This window comes from Streptomyces sp. AK02-01A, assembly GCF_033795305.1.
Taxonomy (GTDB): domain Bacteria; phylum Actinomycetota; class Actinomycetes; order Streptomycetales; family Streptomycetaceae; genus Streptomyces.
The window spans coordinates 17457-32234 of record NZ_JARBAE010000029.1; the positions used below are offsets into that span (position 1 = coordinate 17457).

Genomic DNA, 14778 nt, shown 5'->3' on the forward strand with positions numbered 1-14778 from the left:
CGCCTTCCCTCGACCCTCACGGCCGCCGGACGGAGACCGGCGAGACGGCGGACCGGGCCGCCACCACCGGATCGGTTCGCCGTGTACGGATCGCCCGGGCCAGCGCGCCGATCGCCTCCGCGCCCGCCGGATGCCCGGCCGGCAGCGTCGTGGCCGCGCATTCCAGCAGCAGGGCCGCCGCGATCACCTGCTGCTCCGCGGCCGGCGGCGCCGTCCTGGTCGTGGCCGGCTCGTCGAGGCGCATCGCGGTACGCAGGACACTCCGGGCCCAGACGGTGAGCGAGAGCCGCGACACGCGACGCGACACACCTCCCGGAATCATGACCATCGGCAGCGCGGTCTCGAAACGCCGGAGGATCGCCGCGGCGTGCCGGCTCAGCAGCGCCACGGCCAGGTCCGCCCGGCGTACCGGATCCGGCTGCCGGTCCCTGACGGGAGGCTCGGGCGCGCTCTCGGGCGCGGCCGGGGACGGCGCCTCGGGCCGCGCCCGGCGCCGGCCCGCGGCTCCCGCCCGGCGCAGCCCGGCATCGAGAGCTTCGACGAATTCCCTGCCCACGAATGAGGCCAGGGCCATGTCCGCACCGCGCGTCGGCCACTGGGTCGGGTGTGCTGGGGGGTTGTTGTCATCCATGCTTTCAGGGAAGCAAGTCGTGTGCTCAGCCGCTCCATTCGGCGGTCATCGCTCCGCATGCCTGGCCAGGAACGCTTCATGACCGCCAAGTGCCCGGCCCCAGCGCGCGCCGTTGCGCGCGGAGCCGGCCGGATACGCCGGTCCCTCGGCCGGTCCCGTCCTGCCGGCGAACCGCGAAAGGAGGTCCACTCCTGGTTCCGGCAGCCGGTCGAGTGTCAAGGTGCCGGTGTGTCGCTGCCCGCTGCCCCAGAACGGACGGCGCTCCAGCAGCTCCGGGCGTGCGGAGGCGACCACGAACAGCGGCGCGGACCGGGCCGTGGAGACGAGTCTCTCCACGCAGTCCAGCACCGAGTCCTCGGACCGGTGGATGTCGTCGAAGCAGAGGACCAGGGGCCGCTCGCGCGCCGCGAGCGTCACCAGCTCTATCCAGCTTTCGTGGATCTCGTCGTGGCTCGGGGGTTTCGAGGCCGGTCCCATCAGCGGATGGAGGCTGTACACCAGACGTTCGGCGGTCGGCCCGTGTCCCGCGAGCCTGCGAACGGCTTCGGCGAAGCGATGGTCCGCGCCGGCCCCGGCCGGCAGTCCGCAGCAGGCGGCCAGGATGTCACGGGCAAGCTGCGGACCGTTGTCGAAGTCGCCTTCCGCCGCCACGCGGACCACGCGGACCTGCGCGGACCGCAGAGAGACCCGGCGTTCGAACTCCTCCAGGAAGCGCGTCTTGCCGACGCCCTGTTCACCCAGGATCGTCACCAGGTGCGGCGACTCATGGCTCCGGGAGCGGTCCAGCAGATTGGTGAGGATGGCCAGTTCATGTTCACGGTCGGCCGGGTCGTGGTGCGCACCGGCCGGCGCGTCGTACGTCTCTCCCGGCGTGCGCTGCCGCGGCACCTCGTGATCCGCCTCCAGGTGCACCACCGGCCAGTGCCGCGATCTGACCTCGCTGACCCGTGCCGCGTCCCCGCTGACGTACACCTCACCGGGCGGCACGGCGGTGAGCAGGGTCTGGGCGTCGTCGAGCAGCCGGCCGACCACGGTGACAGGCGCGGCTGGGTCGCCGGGGTCATGGCGGACCAGGGCCGAACCCGCGACCACCACGGCGTGGAAGGTGGGTCCGGGCATCCTGTTGAGCCGGTCGCGTACGGCGAGCGCCGCCGCCACCGCGTCCAGTGACGCCGTCGGCCGGTCCTCCCGCAGCCCGAACAGGCCGACGGACACATACCCGAGCGAGCCGACGACCGTGCCGCCGAACTCCTCAACGCCCTCCGAGAAGGCGCTGACGGCGTCGTGCAGCGACAGCGCGATGTGGTCGGCCGCGAGCGCGTCGGCCTCACCGGTGAATCCGGTACGCACCAGCACCACGCTGACCTGGCGCCGCTCGACCAGCGGTCCCGCCATGGATCCGCCCGCGTCGGCGCGGCCGGTGGCGGCCTGTGGCGCGGTGGGCCGGGGCTCCCGTCTCGCCTGTTCCTCCTGTCTCACCCGTCTCTCCTGTGACTGATGAGGGCATGCGCCGTCCCGTCGGTGTTCCGGCCCGGACACATGGCGTTGTTCCTCCGGCCGGTGGTCTTCACCCACCCGGGCGTCCCGCCGCGGCGGCTCTTCGGCCCTGGGCGGCGGACCGCCGCGCAGCGGCCGTACGGTCGCGAGCACCAGTTCCTCGGGCCCGGCCTCCACGGGCGCGACCAGGGACGGATCATGGGTGAGGATGCTCTGCTGGAGGAGTTGGAGGTCCCGCGAGGGCTCCAGGCCGTACTCCTCGACCAGCGCGCGCCGCACCCGGGTGAACACACTGAGGGCCTCGGCCTGCCGGCCGCAGCGGTACAGGGCGAGCATCAGCTGTCCGCACAGCCGCTCCCGCAGTGGTTCCGCGGCGACCAGCGAGACAAGCTCACCCAGCACACCCTGGTGGCGGCCGCAGGACAGTTCGGCCTCGAAGCGGTCCTCCATGACATCGAGCCGGAGCTGACGCAGCGCGGTCAGCTCCGGCCAGGCGACGCCGTGTTCGGCGAGATCGGCCAAGGCGGGTCCGCGCCACTCGGCGAGGGCCTCGCGGAGCAGCCTCGCCGCCCGCTCCGTGTCCCCGGCGACCAGCCGGGCCCGGCCCTCGGCGACCTGCCGGTCGAAACGATTCACGTCGAGCCGGTCGGGATCGACACGCAGAATGTAGCCGGGCGCCTGAGTCAGCAGCTCGGGACGCTCGACCGGCACCGCGCCCCGGTCCCGGTCATCGGGTGGTTCCGAGAGTATGGCCCGGAGCCCCCATACGGCGTTCTGCACGATCTTCCGGGCGGTCGCCGGCAAGTCCTCCTCCGGCCACAGTGCGCCCAGCATCTCGCTGGTGGCCACCACACGGTTCGCCCGCAGCAGCAACAGCCCCAGTGCCGCTCGTTGTTTGAAGCCCCCCAGGGGCACCGCCTGGTCGCGGAACGACACCTCCAGCGGACCCAGAATCCTGAACTCCACGCTTGTCCCCCCATGGGTAAAGTGTCTTGATTCGACGAGTTCGGAGGGCCGTACCGCCATGGCCCGGTCCCTGTGGTCGGCATGTGGTGTCTGTGGTGTCAACGGCGGTCCCGCCCTTCCGGACGAGCGGGACCGTGGACGGCGAATCCTGGTCGGCCGGCGCGGACCCGGACCGGGCTAGGCCCTGTCTGACACATCCCGCCTGGCCTGCGACGCCTGGCACGCACGCTCACCGCGTTGTCGGAGTCATCCGAGTACGTCCAGTACACGGATGATCCTCCGCCTCGGGATCGCACGCACCAGACGCCGCGGGCCCCGCCCTCCGGGCGGACGGCGCTATGTGTCAGACACGTCCCAGGCCCGGACTCCGAGGCGGTCCACGATCGCCTCGGCGACCTTGTCGAGTTGTCCGCCCAGATAGAAGTGACCGCCGGGAAACACCAGCGTCTCGCTCTCCAGCGCGGTCCGCTCACGCCACGCGTCCGCCGCCGCGACCGGAACCACCGGGTCGTCAGCTCCGACGAAGACACTGACCGGCGTGTTCAGCACGGGATCCGGAGTCCAGCGGTACGAGGCGAGCGCACCGTAGTCGGCCCGCAGCGCGGGAAGCGCCATGGCGACCAGTTCCGGATCGTCCAGCACGGCGGCGTCGGTGCCGCCAAGACGCCGGACGGCGGCCAGGACCGCGCGGTCGCTGTCGAGTTGGTCGTGCGGATTCGGCGCCGCGCTCGGCACGCCACGGCCGGAGAGCAGGAGCCGGACCGGGCCCGGCGCGTCCCACCGCTGGAGCGCGCGAGCGGTCTCGTAGGCGACGAGCGCGCCCATGCTGTGTCCGAAGAACGCGTACGGCCCGGCGGTCTCTTCGCGCAGCCGCTCGGCGATGCTCCCGGCCAGCGCGGTGATTCCCGCCGCCGGTGTCTCGCGCCTGCGGTCCTGGCGGCCGGGATACTGCACGGCCACCACATCGAGGTGCGGCGGCAGCAGACGCGCCAGCCCGGCATAGGCACTGGCCGCGCCGCCCGCGTGCGGGAAACAGATCAGCCTGGGACGGGCGGAGTCACCGGGGTCGGTCCGGCCGTACCGTCTGAACCATTTACTGTCCATGGTTGCCTCTCCCTCCTTCCCGCACGAGTCACTCTCCTGGGCACAGGTTCGTCACGCGTTCGTACGGCTCCAGCGCACGCGCCTGGCGCAGCGCGCGGGCCCACCAGCCGAGCCGGTCGAGCATGGCGCGGGCGGCCTCGTGACCGGCCTCGATGTCGAAGGGCCGGCCGTGCGCGTCGAAGCGCTCCTGGTACTGGTGGAAGCTGACGGTTTCGCTGACTGTCACGGCGTGGGCCTCGGCGAAGACCTGCCGTAACTGCGCGACGGCGCACAGCCCGCTCGACGCTCCGCCGTACGAGAGAAATCCGACCGGCTTGGCGTGCCATTCCTCGTCATACCAGTCGATGGCGCTCTTCAACGACGCCGGGAAGCTCTGCTTGTACTCGGGCGTCACCACCACGAACGCGTCCGCCGCGGCCAGCCACGGCGCCAGGTCCTGCACCGCCTGCGGTTTGCGGGCCGAGAGCTCGGTGGACATCACATCCGGCAGCCAGGCGGTGGCGAGATCGATGACATCGATGTCGAAATCATCACGCAGGCGCGCCCGCGAAGCGAGCCACTCCGCGGCGACGGGCCCGAACCGGCCCTTCCTGACGCTGCCGATGATGATCACCAGCCGTAGTCGGTCGGTGTCGCCCATCCAAGTCCCCATCCCCTTGGCCCTGCTTGCGTCCCTGCCGGAATCACTGTGCGGCATATGACTTCGGGTTTCCTTCCGGTCTGCTTCGGGGCACCTCGGGCAAAGGCTCCGGAACCGCCGTGACCTGCGATATCACCTATCTCTGTGGAGCGCCTGCGTTACGCTGGGCCCATGCAATTCGGGGTGCTGGGACCGCTGGAGGTGTGGGCCACCAAAGAGAGGTTGGTGCGTGTGCCGGAGGTGAAAGTCCGGGCCCTGCTCGCCGATCTGCTCGCTCACAACGGACAGGTGGTGCCTGCCGACAGGCTCGTCGAGGATCTGTGGGGCGGCTCGACGCTTCCCGCCAATCCCGTTGGCTCCCTCCAGGCGAAGGTCTCGCAGTTACGGCGCGCGCTGGACGAGGCCGAGCCCGGCAGCCGGGAGCTGATCGTGCACCGGGCTCCCGGGTACGCGCTCAAGGCGCCGGGCAAGTCGGTGGACGCGGACCGGTTCCGGACACTGGTGGCGCAGGCCCGCACCGTCGAGGACCCGCGCGCGAAGGCCACCGTGCTGACGGACGCTCTGGCGCTGTGGCGCGGACCGGCCTTCGCGGATTTCGCGGACGAACCGTTCGTCCAGGCCGCGGTCGCCGGTCTGGAGGAGGAGCGGCTCACCGCCGTGGAGGAGCACGCCGAGGCCCGTCTCGAACTCGGTGAGCACAGCATGCTGATCGGTGAACTCACCACTCTGGTGGCCGCTCATCCGCTGCGGGAACGGCTCAGAGTGGTGCAGATGCGGTCGCTGTACCGGGTCGGGCGTTCCTCGGAGGCGCTCGACAGCTACGCGGAGTTGCGGCGGCTGCTCGACCAGGAGCTTGGCCTGACTCCCGGCCCCGCCATCGAAACGCTCCAGCAGGCCATTCTCCGCCAGGACCCCGGGCTGCAGGGCACGGCAGGCACGCCGCACTCCATCCCCGGCACCCGGCCCCGCACCAATCTGCCCGCCGGAGTGAACTCCCTGCTCGGACGGGACGAGGCGCTCGTCGCGGTGCAGCAGTTGGTACGAGACCGCCGGCTGGTCACGCTCACCGGTCCCGGCGGGGTCGGCAAGACACGGCTCGCCACCGCCACCGCCAGGGAGCTGGACGGCGAATTCCCGGACGGTGTCTGGCTGGTGGAGCTGGCGGGACTCGGCGGTGCGGAGCGGCCCGCCGGTCCGGGACCGCTGGCCGAACATGTGATGGCGGTGATCGGCATCCGCGAGGACTCCGGCGCCGGGGCCTTCGCGGCGCAGTCGCCGGGCGGCTCCGTGCGACGGCTGGTCGGAGCGCTTGCCTCCCGCAGGCTTCTGCTGGTCCTGGACAACTGTGAGCATGTGGTCGACGCGGTGGCCGAGCTGGTCAGCTCGCTGCTGGAAGCCGCGCCGTACATCAAGCTGATGACGACCAGTCAGGAAGGACTCCGCATACCGGGCGAGACGGTGTGGCCGGTGCTGCCGCTCAGCCTGCCGCTGCCCGGCAGTGACACGGCCGCGCTGCGACGTTCCAGCGCTGTCCAGTTGTTCGCCGCACGTGCCAAGGCCGTCGACCCGAGTTTCGCTCTCGACGCCGTGACCGCGGCCAAGGTGACGGACATCTGCCGTCGGCTGGACGGGCTGCCGCTGGCATTGGAGCTGGCGGCCACCCGGGTACGGACACTCGGCGTCCAGGAGCTGCTGGACCGGCTCGACGACCGGTTCCGGATACTGAACAGCGGATACCGTGGCGCTCCGCAGCGCCAGCAGACGCTCCAGGCGACAATCGACTGGAGCTGGAGCTTACTCAGCGCGCGAGAACAGTCGCTGCTGCGCGGACTCGCCGTACACGCCGAGGGCTGCACGCTGGAGGCGGTCGAGGATCTGTGCGCCGACACCGGAGTCTCCGGCGACGAGGTACTGGACATCCTGGCCCGGCTGGTGGACCGCTCTCTGGTGATCAGGGTGGACGGCCCGCCGGTGCCGCGCTACCGGCTGCTGGAATCCGTCGCGGCCTACGCTCAGCGGAAGACACTGGGCATGGGCGAGACCGCGGAACTGGCCCGTCGCCATCTGCGTTACTACGCCGAACTGGCCGAACGCGCCCGGCCGCATCTGCACGGCCGCGACCAGCGCCGCTGGCTGCAACTCCTGGACGCGGAATCCGCCAACTTCCAGCGGGCGCTGGACGAGGCGCGGCGTACCGGCTCCGCGCAGTGGGCGCTGCGGCTGGCCAATGCCCTCACCTGGTACTGGTTTCTGCGCGGCAGGCTCGGTGAGGGCTGCCGGGCGCTGGCGACCGCGCTCGGTACGGAGGGCGAGGCGCCGGCGGCCGAGCGGGCCGAGGCGAGGACCTGGCACACGGGGCTCTGCATGCTCCTGGGCGACAGCGGCTCGGAGGTCGAAGCGCCGAGCGTGGACCGGCCGGAGCGGACGGTGGGCCGGGCCAGGGCGGAGTGGTTCCTCGGGTTCGCCGAGTGGAGCCTGGGCGCGCTGACGGCCGGCGAGCAGCGGATGAACAGCGCGCTGACCGATTTCCGGGCACTGCGCGACGCCTGGGGCGTGGCGGCCGCACTGAGCACCCGGGCGGCCCTCGCCATGGCCAGAGGCAATCTGGAGGCGATGCGCGGCAACGCTCTGGAGGCGCGCGGTCACTTCATCAACCTGGGTGACGCCTGGGGCCAGTTGAAGGCAACGGAGGTGCTGAGCGTCCTCGCGGAGATCAACGCCGACTACGAACAGGCGGCCGGGCTGCACCGTGAGGGGCTGCGGATCGCCGAATCTCTGGAGCTGTGGTCCGAGGTGTCCCGCAAGCTGTCGGGGCTGGGCCGGATCGCGCTGCTGGCGGAGCGGCTGACGGAGGCGGACGAACTCCATGAGCGGGCGCTGCGGCTGGCGGTCGACCAGGGCAACCGGCCTGTGGAGCAGTTCGCGGAGCTGGGGCTCGCCCTGGGCGCCCGTCGCCAGGGCCGGCTGGACGCCGCCGAGGAGCATCTGCGGCCGTGGCGCGAGTGGAACCGCAGCCGCGGCGCGTTTACCGGACTCGCGCTGGTGCTGGCCGAGTTGGGCTTTGTCGCCGAGCAGCGGGGCGACGCCGACGCCGCGCTGTCCCTGCACATGGACTGTCTGGCCACCGCGCGGGTGACGGGTGATTCACGCGCCGTCGCCCTCGCGTTGGAGGGCCTCGCCGGTGCGCACTCGCTCGCCGGCCGGCACACTCGCGCGGCGCGACTGCTGGGGACCGCGGCACAGACCAGGGCGCGCTCGGGCGCGCCGCTGCCGCCGGCCGAGCGCGGAGATGTGGAGCGGATCTCCGCACGGATCCGCGAGAGGCTCGGCGAGGAGGCGTTCCGCGCCGGGCTGGAGGCCGGGGCGGCGATGGACCACGAGAGCGCGGCGGACGAGGAGGAGAGGTTCGCGCCGGACCCACCGCGCGCCTCTCGTTGAAGCGAGCCCGGCCCGGTGGCGCGGCGGACGCCCGGGCGCCGGGCCGCGGCGCCGACGCCGTACAGGCGCGCCTGCTTTCGGCCAACTCCTCTGTGACACTGGGTTGTTCATGGTCTACTCGGTGGCATGGAACGCGCTAGCGAACACGGTCTCGTCCTGGTCATCGGCGGTACCGGCAAGACCGGCCGGCATGTGGTGACCGAGCTGCGGCGGCTCGGTGCGGACGTCAGGGTCGCGGCCCGCTCCACACCGGCCAGGTTCGACTGGTTCGACGAGTCCACCTGGGAGGCCGCGGTGTCCGGCGCGCGCCGCGCGTATCTGGTGGACGCGCAGAACGAACACGCCGCCGAACGGATGCGGGCCTTCGCACCGTTCGCCGTCGAGCGAGGTGTGGAGCGGCTGGTCCTGCTCTCCGCGCGCGGCTGGGCGAGCTCCGGTGATCCGGAGCTGCTGGCCACGGAGAACGCGCTGAAAGACTCCGGCGGCGCCTGGACGATCCTCCGGCCGACCTGGTTCATGCAGGGCTTCACCGAGGACGACACACTGCGCGCGCCGGTACGCTCCGGGGAGCTGCGGCTGCCGAGCGGCGACGGACTGGAGCCGTTCATCGACGCCGAGGACATCGCCGCGGTCGCGGCCGCGGTCCTCACCCGTGAGGGACACGAGGGCAGCGTCTACGAGCTGTCCGGGCCACGCGCGCTGAGTATGGGTGAGGCCGTGGACACGATCGCCGAGGCGACCGGCCGCGCGATCCGTTACGTACCGGTCTCCGAGGAGGAGTACGTGGCGGGATTGACCGCGGACGGCGTGCCGCCGGGTCAGGCCCGCTTCATCGCGGAGCTGTTCGGCTGGATACGGGACGGCGAGGACGCTCATCTCTCCGACGGCGTCCAGCGGATACTCGGCCGGGCCCCGAGGGACTTCGCCGAGTTCGCCAAGAGGGCCGCGGCCGCCGGGGCATGGGACGACTGACGGCCGGGAATCGCTCAGCCGCGGCCGGCCCGGTGCAGGATCTCCGCCGCGATCGTCTCCGGGACCTGCTGCGGCTGCCAGTGCGAGACACCGCGCAGGCGCACGAAGCGGTATTCGCCCGTCACATGGTCCGCGGTGTGCTCCGCGGCGAAACGGCTGACCGACGGGTCGTCTTCACTCCAGATGTGTGTGGTGGGCACGGCGACGGGCCCGATCGGACCGTTGTCGTCCCGCAGTGTGCCCACCCGGTACCACTGGAGCGCGGCCCGCAGTGTGCCGGGGCTGGTGTGGGTGCGGACGTAACGCTGTATCTGCTCTTCGCTCAGCACGCCCTCGCCGCCCTGCCGGAACCAACCGTCGAGTCCCGCCGCGCCGTTGGCGAGGAAGGACTCGGCCGCGTCCTCGGCGCTGAGCGTCTCGATGTACCCGGAGTTGTCCCGCTGCTCCGGGTCCACCCGTAGCGCGTGCTGGTAGGCGTCGAGGTGCGGGAAGGCCGCCGCTGTCAGGCTCCGCACCCGTTCCGGAGTGCGGGCCGCCAGATACCAGCCGACGACCGCGCCCCAGTCATGGCCGGCGACATGGGCGGAGGTGATGCCGAGCGCGTCCAGGATGCCCAGGGCGTCGCCCGCCAGCTCCGGCAGCGCGTAGGCCGCCGTCGGTTCCGGACGGGCACCGGGCGAGTAGCCGCGCTGGTCGGGAGCGATGGTGCGCAGCCCGGCCCGGTGCAGGACCGGTGCGATGTCGCTCCAGGACTGGCGGTTGTGCGGGAAGCCGTGGAGCAGAAGTATCGGATCACCGTCCTCCGGTCCCGCCACATCGACGTCGAAGGTCAGCTCGCTCAAGGTGATCCGCATCAGGGCTGCCTGTCCGTGGGAGGTGGGGTGCCGGCCGTGGGGAGCCAAGTCCGCCGGGTCAGGCGGGACCCAGCGCCGCACGCACTCTCGGAGCGCGCAACGCCTCGGGCGGGTCGACGAGACCGATGACACGCGCGTAGGCCGCCGCGACCGCGCCGTCCCGCTGCGCCGCCTCCAGGACCCGTCCGATGTATTCCTGGTCCGCGAGGATCTCCGGTGTCCTGAGCCCTTCGACGCCGGGAAAGCCCAGATCGTTGCTGAGCGCCTGGCGCCAGGCCTCGTCCACCGCCTCGCGGGCCAGGTCGCCGAAGTAGGCGGCCGGATCGGGCGCGCCGTCGCCCGCCGCGTGTCTGCGCAGCACGAGCGAGCCGAGCGCGGCGACCGTCATCCCCTGTCCGTACGTCGGGTTGAAGCTGCACACCGCGTCTCCCATCGCGAGCAGCCCGGACGGGAAGCGTTCCATCCGCTCGTAGCGGCGGCGCAGACTGGCGGGAAACCGGTAGGACACCGGAGCGTCCAGCGGCTCTCCGTCGACCATCGCCTCGTAGATCTCCGGCGAGGAGAGCGACTTGAGGAAGTCGAGGAAGCCCTCCGGGTCGGTGGGCGGTACGTCGCCGAGGATTCCGTACGCGGTCACGACCTGACGCCCGCCGTCGATGCGCGCGCATATCGCTCCGCGAGGGTTGTCCGGGGTGGCGACGACATCGACGGACAGGTCTCCGGGCGACGGCTCGGGCCCGGCCCGGTAATGGCGAGTCGTATAGGTGAGACCGACCCGGGTCCGGTCCTCCTGGACGCCCGGCCAGCCGTGGTCCGTCAGCCACCGGGGCACGTGCGAGCCGCGTCCCATGGTGTCGACCACCAGATCGGCGTCGACGTCGGACGCGCCGCCACGCTTGTCGCGGTCCACCGTCCGTACGCCTGTCACCTGGTGTGTGCCGGGCGCGAATCGCAGTCCGACGACCTCGCTGCGGTCGAGGAATGAGACGTTCACCAGCGCGCGCACACGGTGCCGGATGCGCGCCTCCAGCGTGGGCCGGGAGACGGACACCGCGAGCAGGCCGGAGTGGCCCTTGCTCATCGGCACGCCGTCCATGATCCAGCGGACATCGCCGGCCACGTCACCAGTGACGGCGCCGGCCGCTTCCAACTCTTCGGTGATACCGGGAAAGTACTCCTCGATGATCTGCTGGCCCCGGGCCAGTATTCCGTGCACATGGCGTCCCTGCGGTACTCCCCGCCGGTTCTCGGAGAGATCGGTCAGCTCGTCGCGGTCCACCACGACGACCTCGTCGTAGGTCTCCGACAGCGCCCGGGACGCCAGCAGACCCGCGACACTTCCGCCCAACACCACGGCCCGTCGCCACTTCTTACCCGTCATGGCGGGGTGCCTCCTCAATGTCCGTCACCGCTCGTATCCGACCCCCGCCGTCCGCCACTGGTGGACGCGTGTGTCCCTCAGGACTCAGGGACGCTAACTCCGGCCGGTAACGGCTGACCCACTGATCGGTAATCGCGCTGCCGCGACCGTTGACAGCGAAGGCACACGGAGGTCAGCCGTCAGACACTCCCGCGCGGCTCACCGCTCGCGACGATGTGCGGGCCGCGTACGGTACGGCTTCCCGGCACGGGCGCGGACGTGTCGGTGCCGAGCGCGACGATGCGGTTGTCCGCGCCGACATGCACGATCTTCGGGACGAGGGCCCGCGCCTCGGCGTCGTCCACCTGGGCATAGCTGATGAGGATCACCAGATCGCCGGGATGCACGAGATGCGCGGCGGCGCCGTTGATGCCGATGACGCCGGAGCCGCGTTCGCCCTCGATGACATACGTCTCCAGGCGGGCGCCGTTGTCGATGTCGACGATGTGCACCAGCTCACCGGGGAGCAGGTCGGCGGCTTCCATCAGCGCGGCGTCCACGGTGACGGAGCCGACGTAATGAAGGTCCGCCTCGGTCACGGTGGCGCGGTGGATCTTGGACTTGAACATGGTGCGCAACATCGGGGCACTCCCACAGGTAGGCTCCCTGCCTGCGTTTTTGCAGGTCAAGGGCTGTTTCCACACCCTACAACGAGTCCCACGTCGGGTAGCTTCCCCCAGGTTGGCCCACAGGCCATCAGCCACAAGATCATCCGACACCCGCACAACTCTGCCGCCGTCGGCCGAGCAGGCGGCGCGACCTGGGCCGGGCCGGAGGCGGGCCGCGCCGCCTCGGCCCGTATGGGTCGCGCACATCGCCTGGGGCGAGCAGGCTGGTCAGCTCCGCGATTGCCTCGGAGGACGGCTGGAAGCAGCGGCGGAGGTTCTCCGGCTTCTTGCGCCTTGGCTTCGCCATCAGCATCAGCAGCAAGGTGCCTTGCTCACCGAGGTGGGTCAGGGCGGAATGGCAGTACTCATGCAGGTCCCAGCCGGTTCCGGGCAGGCCCGCGCACGGCAGTGTGCTCGTCCAGCAGCGCGCGGGCCTGCCCGTAGGAGAGGCGGGCCCGCCCGGTGCCTGGACACACATCGCGCGGGCTGACGACCTTCACCGGGCCGGGGCGGCGGTGGGTGACCAACACCGGCCTGCGGGTACGGCCGCGCAGCAGGCGGGGCAGAAGCCGGGCGGTGCCGGCGTCCCAGTCCGGCGGCCGGCCCTCGCGATGGGCGAAGTGGTTCTCTCACTCGCCGCGACCTGACATGACGTCAGTTATCACTTCTGTACAGGTTGATCTGGCCGTTTGACGCGGTCAGGCCTCCGTCGACGGGTATGTGCACGCCATTGAGATAGCTGGCGTCGGGACCGGCAAGGAACGCGATGACGGCTGCTACCTCCTCCGGCTCAGCGGGTCGGCCCATCGGTACGCGATCGACGAAACGCTTACGCAGTGGAGTCCCCTCAGCCAGTGCGTCGCGGTAGTACTGCTTCGTGAGCGTCACGCCGGGATGGACGGCATTGACTCTGATCTCATGGCCGTGATCGAGCGCCATCACATCGGTGAGATTCTTCACCGCCCCCTTGGTCATGTTGTAGGCGGCCTGCCCCCAGTCCCCTCCGAGCGCACTGACCGCACCGACATTAACGATGCATCCATGCACCACCCGCAGGTGGGGCAGCGCCGCCCTGGAGGCGAAGAAGACACCGTCGACATTGGTACGCATCATGGCCTGGTAGCTCTCCGGGTCCACTTGGTCGACCGCGCCCGGTATCGCGAAGCCCGCGTTGTTGACCAGTACATCCACGCTTCCGAACCGCTCGGCCACGTCGTCGATGACCGCGGTGATGGCGGCCATGTCCGAGACATCGGCAGCCCATGCATACACGTCGGCGTCTTCAGGGCACTCCTTTATGGTGTTCTGGAGCGCCTCCGGAGTACGCCCCACCAGCGCCACGATGTACCCATCGGCAGCGAATCGTTGTGCGGTGGCCGCCCCGATGCCACTTCCGGCACCCGTGATGACTGCCACGCGGCGGGATTCGAATTGGTCCACGGTTTTCTTCCTGTACGTCGGGTTCAAAGGCCCAGATACATCTGGACTCTGCGAAGCCTAGGCAGGGCACGGCTACGCGGACGTGGACCACAGCGACACGGGAATGGAAGAAAAACGTCACGCGATAGCATGAGGCCGAAGGCAAGGACACTGAGCAGATCGACTGACCATGGACAACGACGGACGCCGGACCGATGAGTCCCGTGGAGGATTCTCCCTCAACACCATGCCACCGGACGCCCCGCCTGAAGCATTCGACATCTTCAGACGGGAATGGGAGACGCAGATCGGCGACGGGTTCCGGCTACCGGCCTTCACCACGACCACAAAGGGCGACTTCCGGGTCAAAACGCGCGCTACCAGGGTTCACGATGCGGCGATCACCGACGTGCTCAGTGTGTCCCCGATCGGAACTTCGGGCGCCGTAACAGAAGTTGAGGACCAGATAAGAATCTGGGTGATGGCACGTGGTGGGTGGACCCTGGACGACACCCGGGAGCACGGCCGGCACACGGTGGCGGCTGGGAGCTTCCTGCTCCGGCATGTCGGGCGGCCGTCGGACTTCAGGACGGCACCACACACTGAAGGAAAGATCGTCGTTCTGCCCGCCGACTTGCTCAGGCCCTTGATCGGTGCCCGGAGTGTCGCGGGCCCCGCGGACTCGGCCGAGGTACGACTGCTGGTCGCCCACGCGAACATGGTCCACTCGACGATGAGCGAACTCGGCCCGGCCGGCGTGCGCGCCGCCCACGCCACGCTGATCGAACTGACCAAGGCAGTGGCGAGAAACCGCCTCGACGACGTGGAACCCCGGATCGCACCGGCCCTCGCCGGGGCCGCGAAAAGCCTCGCGGACAACCGTCTCGCAGATCCCGAGCTGTCCCCCGCGATGCTGGCCCGCGAACTGCACGTCTCGGTGCGCACCCTGCAGCGGGCCTTCGCCACGGCAGGCGAGTCGGTCATGTCCTACGTGCGCCGCCGTCGACTGGAAGAGGCTCGGCTCGCACTCACCCCGCCGTCCGGCCGACTGAGCATCTCGGAACTCGCTGCTTACTGGCAGTTCTCCGACAGCAGCCATTTCATCCGGGCCTTCAAGAAGCAATACGGCCAAACTCCCACAGAGTACGGACGCTCGAACGAGCAGAGTGGCGACTGAGGGTTCGAAAGCCGGACCGGGGCCCGGCAGCCAGGATCACGGGGCCGACCGG

At 70.5% G+C, this 14778-nt stretch carries 11 protein-coding genes and 1 pseudogene; 3 read left to right on the forward strand and 9 right to left on the reverse strand.

Annotated elements, in window-relative coordinates; all coding sequences use genetic code 11:
- Positions 1–16 precede the first annotated feature (16 nt).
- The 4 genes from PV679_RS24060 to PV679_RS24075 all read right to left on the reverse strand — a co-directional run bounded on the left by PV679_RS24060 (position 17) and on the right by PV679_RS24075 (position 4838).
- Positions 17–631, reverse strand: coding sequence for a hypothetical protein (locus tag PV679_RS24060; protein WP_319682459.1), 615 nt, complete (start codon positions 629–631; stop codon positions 17–19).
- Between the two features lie 45 nt (positions 632–676).
- Positions 677–3094: a BTAD domain-containing putative transcriptional regulator gene (locus PV679_RS24065; protein WP_319682460.1), complete on the reverse strand. Its 2418-nt coding sequence runs from the start codon at positions 3092–3094 to the stop codon at positions 677–679.
- A 336-nt stretch (positions 3095–3430) separates the two neighbouring features.
- Positions 3431–4198 (reverse strand): thioesterase II family protein, encoded by a 768-nt coding sequence (locus PV679_RS24070; protein ID WP_319682461.1) that lies wholly within the window; start codon positions 4196–4198, stop codon positions 3431–3433.
- A 28-nt stretch (positions 4199–4226) separates the two neighbouring features.
- Positions 4227–4838, reverse strand: coding sequence for an NAD(P)H-dependent oxidoreductase (locus PV679_RS24075; protein WP_319682462.1), 612 nt, complete (start codon positions 4836–4838; stop codon positions 4227–4229).
- A gap of 171 nt (positions 4839–5009) precedes the next feature.
- Between PV679_RS24075 and PV679_RS24080 the strand changes: the two genes are divergently transcribed.
- Together PV679_RS24080 and PV679_RS24085 are read left to right on the forward strand one after the other, a co-directional pair.
- Positions 5010–8276, forward strand: a complete 3267-nt coding sequence (locus PV679_RS24080) for a BTAD domain-containing putative transcriptional regulator (protein WP_319682463.1) — start codon at positions 5010–5012, stop codon at positions 8274–8276.
- A 126-nt stretch (positions 8277–8402) separates the two neighbouring features.
- Entirely contained in the window at positions 8403–9248 is an 846-nt protein-coding gene (locus PV679_RS24085; protein ID WP_319682464.1) for an NAD(P)H-binding protein, read from the forward strand.
- Between the two features lie 14 nt (positions 9249–9262).
- Here the strand turns inward: PV679_RS24085 and PV679_RS24090 are convergent, their stop codons facing one another.
- The 5 genes and pseudogenes from PV679_RS24090 to PV679_RS24110 form a co-directional block, all read right to left on the reverse strand.
- The gene (locus PV679_RS24090) at positions 9263–10102 is read right to left on the reverse strand and encodes an alpha/beta hydrolase (RefSeq protein WP_319682465.1); all 840 of its coding nucleotides are present in this window, start codon (positions 10100–10102) and stop codon (positions 9263–9265) included.
- A gap of 58 nt (positions 10103–10160) precedes the next feature.
- A complete protein-coding gene (locus PV679_RS24095; RefSeq protein ID WP_319682466.1) occupies positions 10161–11483 on the reverse strand; it encodes an FAD-binding monooxygenase in 1323 nt (440 codons plus the stop codon).
- A gap of 179 nt (positions 11484–11662) precedes the next feature.
- Positions 11663–12103 (reverse strand): aspartate 1-decarboxylase, encoded by a 441-nt coding sequence (gene panD, locus PV679_RS24100; protein ID WP_319682467.1) that lies wholly within the window; start codon positions 12101–12103, stop codon positions 11663–11665.
- Between the two features lie 226 nt (positions 12104–12329).
- A pseudogene (locus PV679_RS24105) lies at positions 12330–12720 on the reverse strand (site-specific integrase); the annotation flags it as partial.
- 64 nt (positions 12721–12784) lie between these two features.
- Positions 12785–13570 (reverse strand): SDR family oxidoreductase, encoded by a 786-nt coding sequence (locus PV679_RS24110; RefSeq protein WP_319682468.1) that lies wholly within the window; start codon positions 13568–13570, stop codon positions 12785–12787.
- A 169-nt stretch (positions 13571–13739) separates the two neighbouring features.
- Here PV679_RS24110 and PV679_RS24115 point away from each other — a divergent pair, with 169 nt between their 5' ends.
- Complete coding sequence (locus PV679_RS24115; RefSeq protein ID WP_319682469.1) at positions 13740–14726, forward strand: helix-turn-helix domain-containing protein; 987 nt, start codon at positions 13740–13742, stop codon at positions 14724–14726.
- Positions 14727–14778: the final 52 nt, after the last annotated feature.